The organism is Bradyrhizobium sp. USDA 10063, assembly GCF_054063735.1.
The window spans coordinates 6,442,100-6,456,388 of sequence record NZ_JBSSGP010000002.1; the positions used below are offsets into that span (position 1 = coordinate 6,442,100).

The window sequence follows — 14,289 nt, forward strand, 5'->3', positions numbered from 1 at the left end:
CCGCACTAACGGGTACGACCTGGCGGTGGACCATGCACGGTCCGCCGCCTTTTGTTTGATCGCCTTGCACTGGACGTGCGTAGCGGCGGCCGGCGTCGTCTCATTCCGCCGGCGTTGCCTGGGGATGGGCGGAGGCTGCTGCGTCCTTCTCCCCGAACAGCCAGATTTGCAGCCGGTCGAGATAGAGATAGACCACTGGCGTGGTGTACAGCGTGAGGATCTGCGACAGCGCGAGACCGCCGACAATGGCATAGCCGAGCGGCTGCCTGATCTCCGAGCCGGCGCCCGTGCCCACCATCATCGGTACCGCGCCGAGCATTGCCGCCATCGTGGTCATCAGGATCGGCCTGAACCGCTTGATGCAGGCCTGGTAGATCGCTTCTTCCGTGCTGAGCCCTTCATTGTGCTCGGCATGTATCGCGAAATCGACCAGCATGATGCCGTTCTTCTTGACGATGCCGATCAGCAGGATGAGACCGACAATCGCGATCACGGTCAGATCGAGATGGGCCGCCATCAGCAGGAGCAGCGCGCCGACGCCGGCCGATGGCAGGGTCGAGATGATGGTGATCGGATGGATCGTGCTTTCATAGAGGATGCCGAGGATCAGGTAGATCACGAACAGCGAAGCGAGGATCAGGATCGGCGTGCTCGACAGCGAGGCGCCGAAGGCCTGGGCGTTGCCCTGGAAGCTGGTCTGCAGCGAGAGCGGCGGATGCAGCTCCTTCTCGACCGCCTGGATGGCGCTCACGGCCTGGCCGATCGCAGCACCCGGCGCGAGGTTGAACGAGATCGTCACCGACGGGAACTGGCCCTGGTGATTGACGACGAGCGGCGAGACCTTCACGACCGAATCGACCAGCGTCGATAACGGCACCTGCTGCCCGCTCGAAGATTTCACATAGATGCCGTTGAGCGCGTCGGGCGAGTACTGGAACTTCGGGTTGACCTCCATGACAACATGGTACTGCTGCAGCGTGGTGTAGATCGTCGAGACGATGCGCTGACCGAACGCATCGTCCAGCGTGTTGTCGATGGTGTAGGGCAGGATGCCGTAGCTCGAGGCGACCTCGCGCTTGATGGTGATGTCGAGCAGCGGCCCGGCATTGAGCTGGTCGGTCGTGACATCGGTAATCGACGGGATGGTCCTGATCTTGTCGAGGAACAGGGACGCCCAACGGGTCAGCTCGCCCGGATCGGCATCGTTCATCGTGTACTGGAACTGAGTCTTGTTGAGCCGGGCTCCGACCGTGATGTCCTGTGCAGGTTGCATGTAGAGCGTCACGCCCTGGATCTTCGCGAGGTTGGTCCGCAGCCGCGCGATCACCTTGTCGATCGGATCACGCCGGTCGGCAGGCTTGAGCTGGATGTAAACCCGCCCGTCATTGACGGTGTAGACACCACCGCCGGCGCCCACCGCGGCCCCGACCGAGGCGACAGCCGGGTCCCGCATGATGACATCGAGCAGGGCTTGCTGGCGCTGGGCCATCGCCCTGAATGAGATATCCTGCGAGGCTTCCGACTGGCCGAGGATTAGCCCGGTGTCCTGCTCGGGAAAGAAGCCCTTGGGAATGACGACGTAGAGATAGCCGGTCAGCGCGATGGTGCCGAGCATCACCATCAGCGTGATGAAGCGGTGACGCAGCACGATCCTGAGGCCCGCCTCATAGAGGTTCAGCAGCGCGTCGAATCCGCGCTCGGACAATCGATAGAGCCGGCCGTGCGATTCGCTCTCGGGCTTGAGCAGGTATGCGCACATCATCGGCGTTAGCGTGCGCGAGATCACCAGCGAGAGAACGAGCGCCACGCTCACCGTGATCGCGAACTCGCGGAACAATAGTCCGACGTAGCCGCTCATCAGGAACAGAGGGATGAAGACGGCGATGAGCGAAAACGTGATCGCCATGACGGTGAAGCCGATCTCGCCGGATCCCTTCATCGCCGCGTCATAGGGCGAGAGGCCTTCCTCGATGTGCCGCGTGATGTTCTCGATCTCGACGACGGCGTCGTCCACCACGAAGCCGACCGCGATCGACAGGGCCATCAGCGACAAATTGTCGAGGCTGTAGCCCATTTCGTAAAGGATCGCGAAAGTGCCGATCAGGGACAGCGGTACGGTGACGGCCGGAATGATGGTCGCCCAGAAGCTGCGCAGGAAGATGAAGATCACCATGACGACGAGCGCGACCGTCAACAGCAGCGTGAACTGCACGTCGGCGATCGATGCGCGGATGGTGTCGGTGCGGTCTGAAATGACGTTGATCTTGATGCCGGCGGGAATCGAGGCCTGCAGCACCGGCATCATCGCCTTGATGCGCGCGACCGTATCGACGACATTGGCGCCGGGCTGGCGCTGGATCGCCAGGATGATCGCCCGCTGGTTGTTGTACCAGCCGGCGATCAGATCGTTTTCCGGCGCACTGATCGCGCGTCCGATATCGCGGATGCGGACCGGAGATCCATTGCGATAGGCGACGACGAGGTCGGCGTACTGGTCGGGCTTGAATAGCTGGTCATTGGTGTTGAGCGTGTAGGTCTGGCGCGGGCTGTTGAGCGTGCCTTTTGCCAGATCGACATTGGCCTGGCCCAGCACCGTCCGCAGATCCTCGAGATTGATGCCGCGGGCGGCCAATGCCTCGGGGTCGACCTGTATGCGGACGGAGGCTTTCTGCTGGCCGCCGACGCCGACCAGGCCGACGCCGGAAATCTGCGAGATCTTCTGCAGCAGGATGTTCTCGGCATAGGCGTCCACCGTGGTGAGCGGCAGGCTGTCCGAGGTGATGCCGAGCACAAGGATCGGCGTGTCGGCGGGATTGACCTTGCGGATCGTCGGCGGATACGGCAGGCCCGTCGGCAAATACGGAGAAGCGGCGTTGATGGCCGACAGCGTGTCGCTCACCGCGCCGTCGATCTGGCGGTTGAGGTCGAACTGAAGCGTGATCTGGGTGTAGCCCAGCGCACTTGCCGAGGTCATCTGGGTGAGGCCCGGGATTTCGCCGAACTGCAATTCGAGCGGCGATGCCACCGAAGACGCCATGGTCTGGGGATCGGCGCCGGGCAACTGTGCGGTCACCGTCAGCGTGGGATAGTTGACGTTCGGCAGCGCCGCCACCGGCATCAGTGGATAGGCGACGAGGCCTGCTGCCAACAACCCCACCATGAGCAGGGCGGTCGCGATCGGCCGTCGGATGAACGGTGCGGAAATATTCATGGGATTGGCGTCTGCATTGCGTCCTGCGCGGCGGCTTCCTCGGCTGCCTTGCCGTGGAGAGCGATGACATGTGTACCCGGCTGCAGCTTGTATTGGCCGTCGACGACCACCCGCTCATTTGCCGAGAGCCCGGAATCGATCAGCGCCTGTCCGTCGCTGATTTCCGCCACCTTGACCTGACGGATCGCAACGGTGTTGTCGGGGTTGACGACCCACGCATAGGCGCCGTTCGGACCTTGCTGGATGACCGCCGCGGGCACGGTGAGGCCGTTGTGCCGGGTGTCGAGCAGCAGCCGCGCGTTGACGAGTTCGCCCGGCCAGAGCTTGTTCTGCTTGTTGGAGAAATTGGCCTTGAGCTGGATCGACCCCGTGGTCTGCAGGATCTCGTTGTTGACGAGGCCGAGCTGGCCCTGACCGAGCTGGATCGTGTCGTCCTGGTTATAGGCGAGGACCGTCAGCGGCGCCTTGGTGATCTGCTGCTGCTTCTGGATTTGCGGCAGAACCGTCTCCGGTAGCGTGAAGATCAGGGAAATCGGATCGAGCTGGGTCACGACGCAAAGACCGTTCGTGCTCGACGGGCTGATGATGTTGCCGACGTCGATCTGGCGGATCCCGACCACACCGTCGATCGGTGAAGTCAGGCGCGTGAAGCTGAGCTGCACCTTTGCGGCCTCGATCAACGCCTTGTCGGTTGTGATCGCGCCCTGCAGCTGCCCGACTTGCGCTTTCTGGGTTTCGATCAGTTGCGGCGTCGCCCAGCCCTTGGCTCCCAACTGGCTGTAACGGACGAGGTTGGCATTGGCGTTGGCGAGTTGCGCCTGATCGCGTTCGAGCGCTCCGGTGTACTGATCGATCAGCGCCTGATAGGGGCGCGGATCGATCTGTGCCAGCAGGTCACCGGCATGCACATGCTGGCCTTCGGTGAAGTTGATGGTGAAGATCTGGCCCTGGATCTGGGCGCGCACCACGTCGGTGTTGTAGGCGATCACGGTGCCGACGCCGGTCAGATAGATCGGCACGTCATGCTGGGTGACCGTTCCGGCGACGATCGGTACCGGGGACGGCCGAGCCGGCGCGGCGGCGGCCGTCTCGAACGGGAAGTCATGCATGGCGTGGAGCAGGCCGACCGTCGCCACTGCGGCGGTCAGCATGACGGCACCAACAACGATCTTCTTCTTCATGGCCTGGCTTCGCTGAGTGGTTTGTTAGCAACCCGGAATAGCTGCCGCTGACGTAACGGTGCCCGCCGTGAGGATTGAGCAGGCACTCCCCGCCATCGTGGAGGTGGAGGCGGTTGGAGCAGGAGTGAGAACCGTCGGCACGGTCGGGAGGGCCGCAACCGGTCCAACGACGCCTGGGAGAGGCGATACGCCGGGTGTCGGCACCGGCGCCGCCGAGCTGACGCCGAGATTGCTGATCTCGGACGAGTCGAGGGGAATGCCGGTTCGATTGACGCCGCCTATTGTCGTGGGCGAGGTCGATGACGGCGTCGATGATGCAGTGACGCTGGTCGACCCCGAGCCGCACATCCCCGACGTGCCCGACGTGTCGATGATGCCGGACGCGGTCGCCATTCCCGAGCTCTCCAGCGTGCCTGACGTCGTCGACACACCCGATGTCGTTGAGATCGCAGGTGACATGCCCGGCGTTGCGGCCGTATTGCCCGCCATCGCCGCGGTCGCAGGCGCGTTCGATCCGATTGCCATCCCGGCGCCGTCGAAGGTGGCGGTCGATCCGAACATTTGGGCAGGCGCTGTTCCAACCGTCGAGCAGACCGTGCCGCTGCTTGGAATGGCGATGGTGCCGGTCGCAGGAGCGGCGAGCGGACTGACTCCCGGAGATGAGAGCTCGGTCGCACCCAACGGAATTCCCGTTGGCGAGATCGGCGAGCCCGCGCTGCCCAGCGGCGAGGTTGCGTCGAGCGTCGGAGTCGGGGTCGCCATGCCCGTCACTTGCGCGACAGCGGCATTCCCCGCGAACAATGCAGGAAGAAGGGCCGTCACCAAGACCGCCGTCAATCGTCTCGTCATGACACTTGCTCTCCGCGAATGAAGCGCCCGGCTTCGACGGCGCCGGCCAGTCAGCCGACCGAGTTCTCCGACGGGCTGAACGTAGGCGCGTTCGGCCACGCATCCACTAAATTCGTCTTTAGGAATGCAGCGAGATATCGCTTGGAATTTTTGTGTGCGGCCAACGCGCGGCGCGGAGCGATAACGCGGCGCTAATCGACGGACCTTCGGGCTTGAATCTACGATACTATGAATAAAGAAAGCGGCCGGGACCGCATCAGCGGTCCGGCCTCTTCAATTTCGACTGTCAGCTTGACTGACAGGACACTCGATTTCCAGCCAGTGACGGCCAGCGTTCGACCGTGGCACAAAGCGACCGGATCAATAATAGCCGTAGCCGTAGTAGCCGTAGCCGGTGCCAGGTTCACAGGGAACGTTGCCGTCGGTCCAGGGCTGCGACGCAAACGCGCCGACGCGCGGGGCAGGAACGCAGCCCGGTCCGCCGACATAGACTTGCTCCGGCGCCGCAACGGCGGCGGCACGCGCCACGTGCCGCGTGTGTTCGCGAGCCATAGCAGGAGTCGCAAGCGTCGCCGCAGCGACCAGCGCGATCGACAAGAACTTGATTGCAGACATAGGTGTTCTCCATCAGGAAGCGGAGCCAATGGAGCGTGGCTCCCCTTCGCAAGTGCGGATTGCGGCGCGCTGTTTAAAGAGAGAATCTCCTCACGTTCTCTCAATGGCGCGTGAGCGCATTCGTGAGCACGTTGCGAAGAGGAGGCGCCTGCTCGCAACGATGTTACACAGCCGAGCAGCTTTGATTTCAGTTGAAACTAGACGGCCGTCGAAAGCGTACGCATTTCGGCCTGCCATGGCGCCATTGCATGTTGCGCGGTGGCGATCGTCACGACTTCGTTCCAGCGCGACAGGAAGGCCTCGACGCAGGCGGGATCGAATTGGCGCGCCTTGTTGTCCTCAAGGTAACGACGGGCGTCCGCAAGCGGCATCGGGTCCTTGTAAGGGCGCTTCATCGTCAGCGCATCGAAGACGTCGGCGACCGCGACGACGCGGGCCGCGATCGGAATGTCAGCTCCCTTGAGCCCGCTCGGATAGCCGCTGCCATCCCAGCGCTCGTGATGAGCGGCAGCGATCTCGGCTCCGAGCTGGATCAGCTCGCAATGGCTGTCGGCAAGGATGCGCCCGCCAATCGCAGCGTGGGTGCGTATGATCGCGATCTCCTCCGCATTCAGCCGGCCCGGCTTGAGCAGGATGCTGTCCGGTATCGCGACCTTGCCGACGTCGTGCAGGGGGGCCGCAAGGTAGATGTCGCGGATGAGTCGGGACGGCAGGCCCAGCTCTTCGGCGATCATGCGGCTGTATTTTGCCACGCGAAGCGTATGCTCCCCGGTGTCGTTGTCGCGATATTCGACGGCGAGCGCGAGACGCAGAATGATCTCCTCCTCGCGCTCCTGCAGCTTCTGCGTGGCGCTGGCGACTTCCCGGGCGAGGTCGGCAGCGCGGTCATTCAGTTGCCGAACGGCAATGCCGAGCCGAATGAGATTTCTCAGCCGAACCCGGGTTTCCAGGGTTTGCGGATGCTTCGGCAGGAAATCGGTGGCGCCGGCCTCGAGCGCCTTCATCCGCACGTCATCCGTCTGTATCGAGGTGATCATCACGATCGGAATGTTGGCGAAGTTCTGGAGCGCGCGAAGTTCGCGGATGAATGTGACGCCGTCCATTCTCGGCATCTCATAGTCCACGAGGACGATGTCGTACTGGCGTTGCATCGCCGACGTCATCGCCTGCAGCGGATCGGTGTACGCCGTGACCTGCACGGTGCCGTCGGCTTCCAGGAGCCGCTTGAGGAAGTCGAGGACAGAACGGCTGTCGTCAACGAGAAGCGCTTGTGTAAGCATCGGTGTCCGGGTACGCAACGGTCGGTTGTACGAGATCAAGAGCTACAGTGGGGGCTCTTAACGCCGACCTAAGCGCGACAATCGTCAATTGCGTAGCCTTCTCGATGCGCGCGAATGCATGCGCGAATCGTACCAGGCTACCCATCGAGTCCTCGGCACCGTATTCGTACGGGCGTCTCGCCTGGAATCGAGATCGCAGTTGATTAACATCTTAATCACCATCTCTGCCGATACTTCAGCCGAAAGAGATTCGCATTCGCACTCAAAGCGAATCACTGGGAATGCGGGGGACGGCGAATGGCTGAAGTGACAGAGCCCAAACGGTGGCTACAATTGCCACCGGATTGCAGCATCGCGTCGATCCGTCAGGTCTATGAAACGATCCGCGAGGCCTTCAGCCGCAATGATCGGCTCGAGATCGACTGCTCCGCTGTCGACAAGGCCGACGTCACGTCGATCCAGCTTTTGCTTTCCACCGCGGAAACCGGCAAGGCGCAGGGCCGTCCGGTCGTCCTGACTGCGTTCTCGCAAAGCCTTCGCAACACCCTTCGCCGCGCGGGCTTCTCCAGCGAGGCGATGATCGACCAGCATTTTCACAAGAAGGATGGCGCGTGATGGCTACAGTCCTGACGGTCGATGACTCCCCCAGCATCCGCCAGATGATCAAGGTCGTTCTCGAGCCGGCCGGTCACAATGTGATCGAGGCGGGCGACGGCGCGCAGGGCCTGGCGAAGGCGCAGGCGGGCAAGCTCGATCTCGTGATCACCGACCTGAACATGCCGGTCATGAACGGCCTCGAATTGATACGGGCGCTGCGCAAGCTGCCGTCGCAGGTCGGCCTGCCGATCGTCTTCCTCACCACGGAGTCCAACGACGCGCTGAAGCAGGAAGCCAAGAGCGCCGGCGCCACCGGGTGGATCACCAAGCCTTTCAAGCCTGAGCAACTGCTCGCGGTGGTCAACAAGCTGGTGCGGTCATGAGCAGCATGGACCCGACGGAGATATTCCGTCAGGAGGCGAGCGAGCTCTTCGAAACCCTCGAAGCGGCCTTGCTGGATCTTGGCCTGCGTCCCGATGACCGCGAACTGGTGGACTCGGCGTTTCGCGCCCTGCACACCATCAAGGGCTCCGGCGCGATGTTCGGCTTCGACAAGGTCGCCGCGTTCACCCACGAATTTGAGACAGCCTTCGAGCTGGTCCGCAAAGGCGAGATCAAGCCGACCCAGGAACTGATCGCGGTCGCGCTGGCCGCAAAGGACTACATCCGCGCCCTGATCGAAGCGCCTGATAGCGCCGATTCGATCATCGGCGACGCCATCCTGGATGATCTGAAGCGCTTCGTCTCGCCCGTCGAGCAGGTGCTGCCGGTCGAGTCCGAGGCCGACACGCCGGTGGTAAGCGAGAGCCGGCCGGCGGGCTGGCAACTCCGCCTGGAGTTCGAGTCGCATATTCTCCGCAACGGCTCCAATCCGCTCGACCTCCTGGATGATCTCTGCAAGCTTGGCCCCTGCTTCGTCGTACCGCTCACCGACGGCGTGCCGCTGTTGGACGATCTGGAGCCCGAAGACTGCTACCTGAAATGGGACGTCACGCTGCATAGCGGTTGCGACAAGGCCGCCATCGACGACGTCTTCATGTTCGTGCAGGACGAGATGAAGCTGACGCTGGTGCCGCTGGCGCAGGTCGAGCGCGCCGCGCCGCCGCTCGCAATGCCGGCGGCGGAAGCCCAGCCGGTGGCTCCTCCGGCCCCAGTGCCGGCTGCTGCCCCGGTCTCCGCTGCGGCGGAGCCGGCCATGCCGCAGGAGCGGAAGCGCGAGGAGCCGAAGCGCGCGGAAGATCGTGGCATCGCCACGGTCCGGGTGCAGGCTGAACGTCTTGACGAGTTGATGGACCGGGTTGGCGAGCTCGTCATTGCCCAGGCGCGGCTCAGCCAGTTGGCCGCGGCCGGCTCTGATCTTTCGATCAAGATGATCGCGGAGGAGATCGAGCGGCTGGCGGCGAGCCTGCGCGACACCACCATGGGCGCGCGGATGGTTCCGATCGGCTCCCTGTTCGGGCGCTTCCGACGACTGGTCCACGATCTGTCCCGCGACCTCGGCAAGCCGGTCGAATTCGTCACCTCGGGCGAGGACACCGAGCTCGACAAGACCATGATCGAATGTCTCGCCGATCCGCTCGTGCACCTGATCCGCAATGCGATCGATCACGGCATCGAGGATTCCGAGACTCGCGCGACGGCCGGCAAGACCGAGCAGGGACGGATCGAGCTCTATGCGATCCATTCCGGCGCGCAGGTCCTCGTCACCGTCAAGGACAATGGCGGCGGCCTCAACACGGCGCGCATCCGCGCCAAGGCGGAAGAGCAGGGGCTGATTGCGCCCGGCGCGGCGATGTCGGATCACGAGATTCATCAATTCCTGTTCCATCCGGGGTTCTCGACCGCCCAGACCATCTCGGCGCTGTCCGGGCGCGGCGTCGGCATGGACGTGGTCAAGCGCACCATCGAAAACATGCGCGGCTCGATCGATCTGTCGACGAAAGCCGGCGAGGGGACGTGCGTCACGCTGCGCCTGCCGCTGACGCTCGCGATCATCGAGGGGCTTTTGATCCGGGTCGGCGAGGGACGCTACATCATTCCGCTCTCGGCAGTCGAAGAGTGCGTCGAGCTCACGGCGGAGGACGAGCGTTCGCGCGGGCGCAATTTCCTCAACGTGCGCGGTAATCTCGTGCCCTTCCTGCGGCTCCGCGACATTCTCGACGTGCCTGGCTCGCCCGGACAGCATCAGAAGACGATCATCATCTCGACCGGGGAGACCCGCGTCGGGCTGGTTGCCGATCAGATCATCGGCAATCACCAGACCGTCATCAAGTCGCTTTCGAAGCTGCATTCCGACGTCACGATCTTTTCCGGCGCGACCATCCTGGGTGACGGCACCGCGGCGCTTATTCTCGACGTGGCGCAGCTCGTTGCGCTGGCGCAGTCGCGAGCGGAAAAGCAGCAGATGAGCGAGGCGGCATAGATGGCGACAGATTCGCAGCAAGACGCCGGGGCCGTCCAGGACGGTTCGATGCAGGTGGTCATGATCGGGCTCGGCGACGAGAAATTCGCGCTCGATGCCGGCTTGGTGCGGGAGATCATCGATCCGATTCCGGCAACGAAGGTCGCCGGTGCGAAGTCGTTCGTGGCCAGCGTCATCAACGTACGCGGCAACGTCATTCCGCTCGCCGACCTGCGCATCCGCTTCGGAATGCCTCGGACAGAGGACTCCGCGGAGACGCGGATCGTGGTGATCGAAGTCGAGATCGACAACGAGCCGGTCCTGCTCGGTGTCACCGCCGACAAGGTCTACGAGGTCACCGAGATCTCGCGGACTGACGTGCAGCAGACGCCGCGCGTGGGCATGCATTGGAAGCCGGAGTTCATCCGCTTCATCACCAAGTGGCGTGAAGAGTTCGTCATCGTACCGAACATGGAACGTATCCTGAATTGAGGAAGTCTCGGGGGCGAGACTGGGGTTAGGGGCTGCACATGAGATTTACGGTCAAGGCCAAGCTGGCCACAGCGTTCGGCCTAATCATCACCCTGTCCGCGGTCGCGGGCGGCGTAGCGTACATGAAGCTCGGCGATATGATGGCGACCGCCGACAGCATGGTGCTGCGCGCCACGCGGATGGAGAAAGCGACCCAGATCGAGAAGGACATCCTGCTCCAGCTTCGAGCGGAGAAGAATGCGATTCTGGGGACGGAAGCTGACGCCGAACAGTTTGCCGCGGAGGCAGCGAAGACTCGCGAAGCGGCGATGAAGACCAGGGACGAGGTCTATGCGCTGGCGAGCGAGACCGGCAGGAAGCTGCTCGACACGTTCGCGGCAGCCTACGCCAAGATGAACGCCTTCCAGGAAGATACCTTCAAGCTGGCGAAGACCGACAAGGCCAAGGCCACGGAGCGTTCGATGCACGAGGGACGCAAGGTCGTCGCCGATACACTCGACGCGATGGGCGCCTATGTCACGAACACAAAGAAGCAACTGGCTCAGCAGGCGGCCCAATCGAAGGAGGAGGGCCATCAGGCGCAGCTATTGCTGATGACCCTGATCGGCGTCTCGCTTGCGGTTGCGATCGCGGCGGCGCTCTGGATTTCGATCAGCATCAGCCGCTCGCTGGGACGCGCGGTCGGTCTTGCAGGCGCAGTCGCCGACGGCGATCTCAGCCAGACTATTCCCAATGCCAGCAATGACGAGATCGGCGATCTCGTCAAATCGCTGAACGTGATGGTAGAAAAACTCCGGCAGATCGTGTCGGAAGCCCTGACCGCGGCGCAGAATGTCTCGGCCGGAAGCCAGGAGCTTTCCGCCAGCGCCGAGCAGCTCTCGCAGGGCGCGACCGAGCAGGCGTCTTCGGCTGAAGAAGCCTCCTCCTCCATGGAGGAGATGGCCGCCAATGTGAAGCAGAATGCCGACAACGCCAACCAGACCGAGAAGATCGCGGCGCAATCGGCCAAGGACGCCGAAGCCAGCGGCGGCGCCGTCGGCCGGGCTGTCGAAGCGATGCAAACCATCGCGGAAAAGATCACCATCGTGCAGGAGATCGCGCGGCAGACCGATCTCCTGGCCCTGAATGCGGCGGTCGAGGCCGCGCGTGCTGGCGAGCATGGCAAAGGCTTTGCGGTGGTCGCCTCCGAAGTGCGCAAGCTCGCCGAACGCAGCCAGGCAGCGGCCGCCGAGATTGGCACGCTGTCGACGGAAAGCGTGAAGGTCGCGCAAGAGGCGGGCAGCATGCTTGCGAAGCTCGTGCCCGATATCAAGAAGACCGCGGACCTGGTGCAGGAGATCACCGCGGCCTGCCGCGAGCAGGATGTCGGCTCGGCGCAGATCAATCAGGCGATCCAGCAGCTCGACAAGGTCGGCCAGCAGAATGCCAGCGCATCCGAGCAGGTTTCCTCGACCTCGGAAGAACTCGCCTCGCAGGCCGAACAGTTGCAGTCGACGATCGCCTTCTTCCGCATCGACCATGGCCGGAAGGCCGCCACCGCGCCGATCGACAAGGCGGTCAGCCAATTGCGCGCAAAGGCCGCGACAATGGCCGCCGCGGATCGCGGCGCCAGGAAGCCGCCCGTCACCGAGACCAAGCCGCAGGGCCGCCGCGCGCTCAAGGTTGCCAATGGCGGTGGTTTCGCTTTCGCGCTGGATGAACACGGGGACGATCGCGACGCTGACTTTCAGCGCTGAGGGGCGACGCGTCAGTTGGTGATTAGCAGGTCGGATTGCTCGCAATCCGGCCAACGACTCGGGCATTTCTCTTGGGGGTTGAAATGAGACTTACCGTCAAAGCAAAGCTGGCCGGCGCCTTTGGCCTTGTCATCCTGTTATCCATGGTCGCGGGCGCGGTGGGCTATCTCAAGCTCGGCGACATGGTCAACACGGCCGAGATCCTCGTTTCGCGGGCCGGACGCATGGACAAGGCCGCCGAGCTTGAAAAGGGCATCCTGCTTCAGGTGCGGGCGGAGAAGAACGCCATCATCGCTTCGGAAAAGGACTATGATCAGTTCGTCGCTGAGTTGGCGAAGATTCGCGAGCCGCTGCTCAAGACCAGAGACGATATCTATGCCGGAGCGACCGACAGAGGCAAAAAGCTGATCGATGGCTTTTCGGCCGCCTACGTCAAGATGAATGCCTATCAGGACGAGACGATTCGCCTCGCGAGGGTCGACAAGCTGGCGGCGACCGACCGTTCGATGAACGATGGCCGCAAGGTCGTGGCTGACGCACTGGCGGCCGCAAATGCCTACATCTCTCTCGTGAAGCAGGCCATGGCCGACCAGACCGAACAGGCAAGGCAGGACGGGGCGCGTGCGGAGATGCTGTTGATCATCCTGGTGATCGCCTCCTTCTTGATCGCGGTGGCGGCGGCGACCTGGATTGCGCTCAACATCAGCCGCGGGCTCAGCCGTGCCGTAAACCTCGCCGATGCGGTTGCGATCGGTGATCTCAGCCAGAAGATAGACGTCGTCAGCAACGACGAGATCGGCGACCTCGTCAAGTCGCTGAATGCGATGACCGTGAACCTCAACGGAACGGCGGCCATGGCCAACGAGATCGCGCAGGGCAATCTCATCGTCGATGCCAAGCGCCTGTCGGACAAGGATACGCTCGGCATGGCGCTGGAGCGCATGGTCGAGAAGCTCCGCATGATCGTCGCGGAAGCGCTGACGGCGGCACAGAACGTCTCGGCCGGCAGCCAGGAGCTTTCCGCCAGCGCCGAACAGCTCTCGCAAGGCGCGACGGAGCAGGCGTCCTCGGCCGAAGAAGCATCCTCCTCGATGGAGGAAATGGCGGCCAATGTGAAGCAGAATGCCGAGAACGCCAATCAGACCGAGAAGATCGCGGCGCAGTCGGCGAAGGATGCCGAAGCGAGCGGCGCGGCGGTCGGCCGCGCCGTCGAGGCGATGCAGACGATCGCCGAGAAGATCACCATCGTGCAGGAGATCGCGCGCCAGACCGACCTCCTGGCCCTGAACGCCGCGGTCGAGGCGGCCCGTGCCGGCGAACACGGCAAGGGCTTTGCGGTGGTCGCTTCCGAAGTCCGCAAGCTCGCCGAACGCAGCCAGGCGGCCGCGGCCGAGATCGGCACGCTGTCGGGAGAGAGCGTAAAGGTGGCACAGGAGGCCGGCGGCATGCTGGCCAAGCTGGTGCCGGATATCAAGAAGACGGCGGAGCTGGTGGAGGAGATCACCGCGGCCTGCCGCGAGCAGGATGTCGGCTCGGCGCAGATCAACCAGGCGATCCAGCAACTCGACAAGGTCGGCCAGCAGAACGCCAGCGCATCCGAGCAGGTCTCCTCGACCTCGGAAGAACTTGCGTCCCAGGCCGAACAGTTGCAGTCGACGATTGCCTACTTCCGCATCGACCAGGCAAAGGACAAGCCGGCGGCAGCGATGCCGGTCGACCGGGCTGTCGGCCAGCTCCGCGCGAAAGCCGCAAGCATGGCAGCCGCTGATCGCAACACCAAGAAACCTGCCGCCAAGCCGGCGCGTGCGCTCAAGGCGGCCGCCGGCGGTGGCGGCTTCGCCTTCGCGATGGAAGACGGCGAGGACGATCGCGACGCCGATTTTCAGCGCTAGCCACACGCGGGGCCGGTCTTCAAGGCCGGCCCCGC

General features: G+C 63.5%; 11 protein-coding genes. 7 read left to right on the forward strand and 4 right to left on the reverse strand.

Annotation, left to right across the window (positions count from 1 at the left end):
• Positions 1-100: 100 nt before the first annotated feature.
• Positions 101-3,211, reverse strand: coding sequence for an efflux RND transporter permease subunit (locus tag ACVJGD_RS32485; protein ID WP_456638030.1), 3,111 nt, complete (start codon positions 3,209-3,211; stop codon positions 101-103).
• Entirely contained in the window at positions 3,208-4,392 is a 1,185-nt protein-coding gene (locus ACVJGD_RS32490) for an efflux RND transporter periplasmic adaptor subunit (protein ID WP_456638031.1), read from the reverse strand. The genes ACVJGD_RS32485 and ACVJGD_RS32490 overlap by 4 nt, the downstream gene beginning before the upstream one ends.
• Before the next feature lie 124 nt (positions 4,393-4,516).
• Here ACVJGD_RS32490 and ACVJGD_RS32495 point away from each other — a divergent pair, with 124 nt between their 5' ends.
• Positions 4,517-5,263 (forward strand): hypothetical protein, encoded by a 747-nt coding sequence (locus ACVJGD_RS32495; protein ID WP_456638032.1) that lies wholly within the window; start codon positions 4,517-4,519, stop codon positions 5,261-5,263.
• A 338-nt stretch (positions 5,264-5,601) separates the two neighbouring features.
• Here ACVJGD_RS32495 and ACVJGD_RS32500 read toward each other — a convergent pair whose 3' ends face one another.
• Both ACVJGD_RS32500 and ACVJGD_RS32505 read right to left on the reverse strand, forming a co-directional pair.
• On the reverse strand, positions 5,602-5,856 hold the full coding sequence (locus ACVJGD_RS32500; RefSeq protein WP_456638033.1) for a hypothetical protein: 255 nt from the start codon (positions 5,854-5,856) through the stop codon (positions 5,602-5,604).
• A 197-nt stretch (positions 5,857-6,053) separates the two neighbouring features.
• On the reverse strand, positions 6,054-7,136 hold the full coding sequence (locus ACVJGD_RS32505) for an HD domain-containing phosphohydrolase (protein ID WP_456638034.1): 1,083 nt from the start codon (positions 7,134-7,136) through the stop codon (positions 6,054-6,056).
• Between the two features lie 297 nt (positions 7,137-7,433).
• Here ACVJGD_RS32505 and ACVJGD_RS32510 point away from each other — a divergent pair, with 297 nt between their 5' ends.
• The 6 genes from ACVJGD_RS32510 (at position 7,434) to ACVJGD_RS32535 (ending at position 14,254) form a co-directional block, all read left to right on the forward strand.
• Positions 7,434-7,751, forward strand: a complete 318-nt coding sequence (locus ACVJGD_RS32510; RefSeq protein ID WP_456638035.1) for an STAS domain-containing protein — start codon at positions 7,434-7,436, stop codon at positions 7,749-7,751.
• Entirely contained in the window at positions 7,751-8,116 is a 366-nt protein-coding gene (locus tag ACVJGD_RS32515) for a response regulator (RefSeq protein WP_225115730.1), read from the forward strand. The genes ACVJGD_RS32510 and ACVJGD_RS32515 overlap by 1 nt, the downstream gene beginning before the upstream one ends.
• The gene (locus ACVJGD_RS32520) at positions 8,113-10,155 is read left to right on the forward strand and encodes a chemotaxis protein CheA (RefSeq protein WP_456638036.1); all 2,043 of its coding nucleotides are present in this window, start codon (positions 8,113-8,115) and stop codon (positions 10,153-10,155) included. Before ACVJGD_RS32515 ends, ACVJGD_RS32520 begins: the two co-directional genes overlap by 4 nt.
• Positions 10,156-10,626, forward strand: a complete 471-nt coding sequence (locus ACVJGD_RS32525) for a chemotaxis protein CheW (RefSeq protein WP_456638037.1) — start codon at positions 10,156-10,158, stop codon at positions 10,624-10,626.
• A 38-nt stretch (positions 10,627-10,664) separates the two neighbouring features.
• A complete protein-coding gene (locus tag ACVJGD_RS32530) occupies positions 10,665-12,362 on the forward strand; it encodes a methyl-accepting chemotaxis protein (RefSeq protein WP_456638038.1) in 1,698 nt (565 codons plus the stop codon).
• Positions 12,363-12,445: 83 nt separating this feature from the next.
• Entirely contained in the window at positions 12,446-14,254 is a 1,809-nt protein-coding gene (locus ACVJGD_RS32535) for a methyl-accepting chemotaxis protein (protein WP_456638039.1), read from the forward strand.
• Positions 14,255-14,289 lie beyond the last annotated feature (35 nt).

Bases quoted from the DNA above. Each gene is read 5' to 3' on its own strand.
- ACVJGD_RS32535 (WP_456638039.1), top strand. From the start codon at position 12,446: ATGAGACTTACCGTCAAAGCAAAGCTGGCCGGCGCCTTTGGCCTTGTC.
- ACVJGD_RS32530 (WP_456638038.1), top strand. From the start codon at position 10,665: ATGAGATTTACGGTCAAGGCCAAGCTGGCCACAGCGTTCGGCCTAATC.
- ACVJGD_RS32520 (WP_456638036.1), top strand. From the start codon at position 8,113: ATGAGCAGCATGGACCCGACGGAGATATTCCGTCAGGAGGCGAGCGAG.
- ACVJGD_RS32500 (WP_456638033.1), bottom strand. From the start codon at position 5,856: ATGTCTGCAATCAAGTTCTTGTCGATCGCGCTGGTCGCTGCGGCGACG.
- ACVJGD_RS32510 (WP_456638035.1), top strand. From the start codon at position 7,434: ATGGCTGAAGTGACAGAGCCCAAACGGTGGCTACAATTGCCACCGGAT.
- ACVJGD_RS32525 (WP_456638037.1), top strand. From the start codon at position 10,156: ATGGCGACAGATTCGCAGCAAGACGCCGGGGCCGTCCAGGACGGTTCG.
- ACVJGD_RS32485 (WP_456638030.1), bottom strand. From the start codon at position 3,211: ATGAATATTTCCGCACCGTTCATCCGACGGCCGATCGCGACCGCCCTG.
- ACVJGD_RS32515 (WP_225115730.1), top strand. From the start codon at position 7,751: ATGGCTACAGTCCTGACGGTCGATGACTCCCCCAGCATCCGCCAGATG.
- ACVJGD_RS32490 (WP_456638031.1), bottom strand. From the start codon at position 4,392: ATGAAGAAGAAGATCGTTGTTGGTGCCGTCATGCTGACCGCCGCAGTG.
- ACVJGD_RS32505 (WP_456638034.1), bottom strand. From the start codon at position 7,136: ATGCTTACACAAGCGCTTCTCGTTGACGACAGCCGTTCTGTCCTCGAC.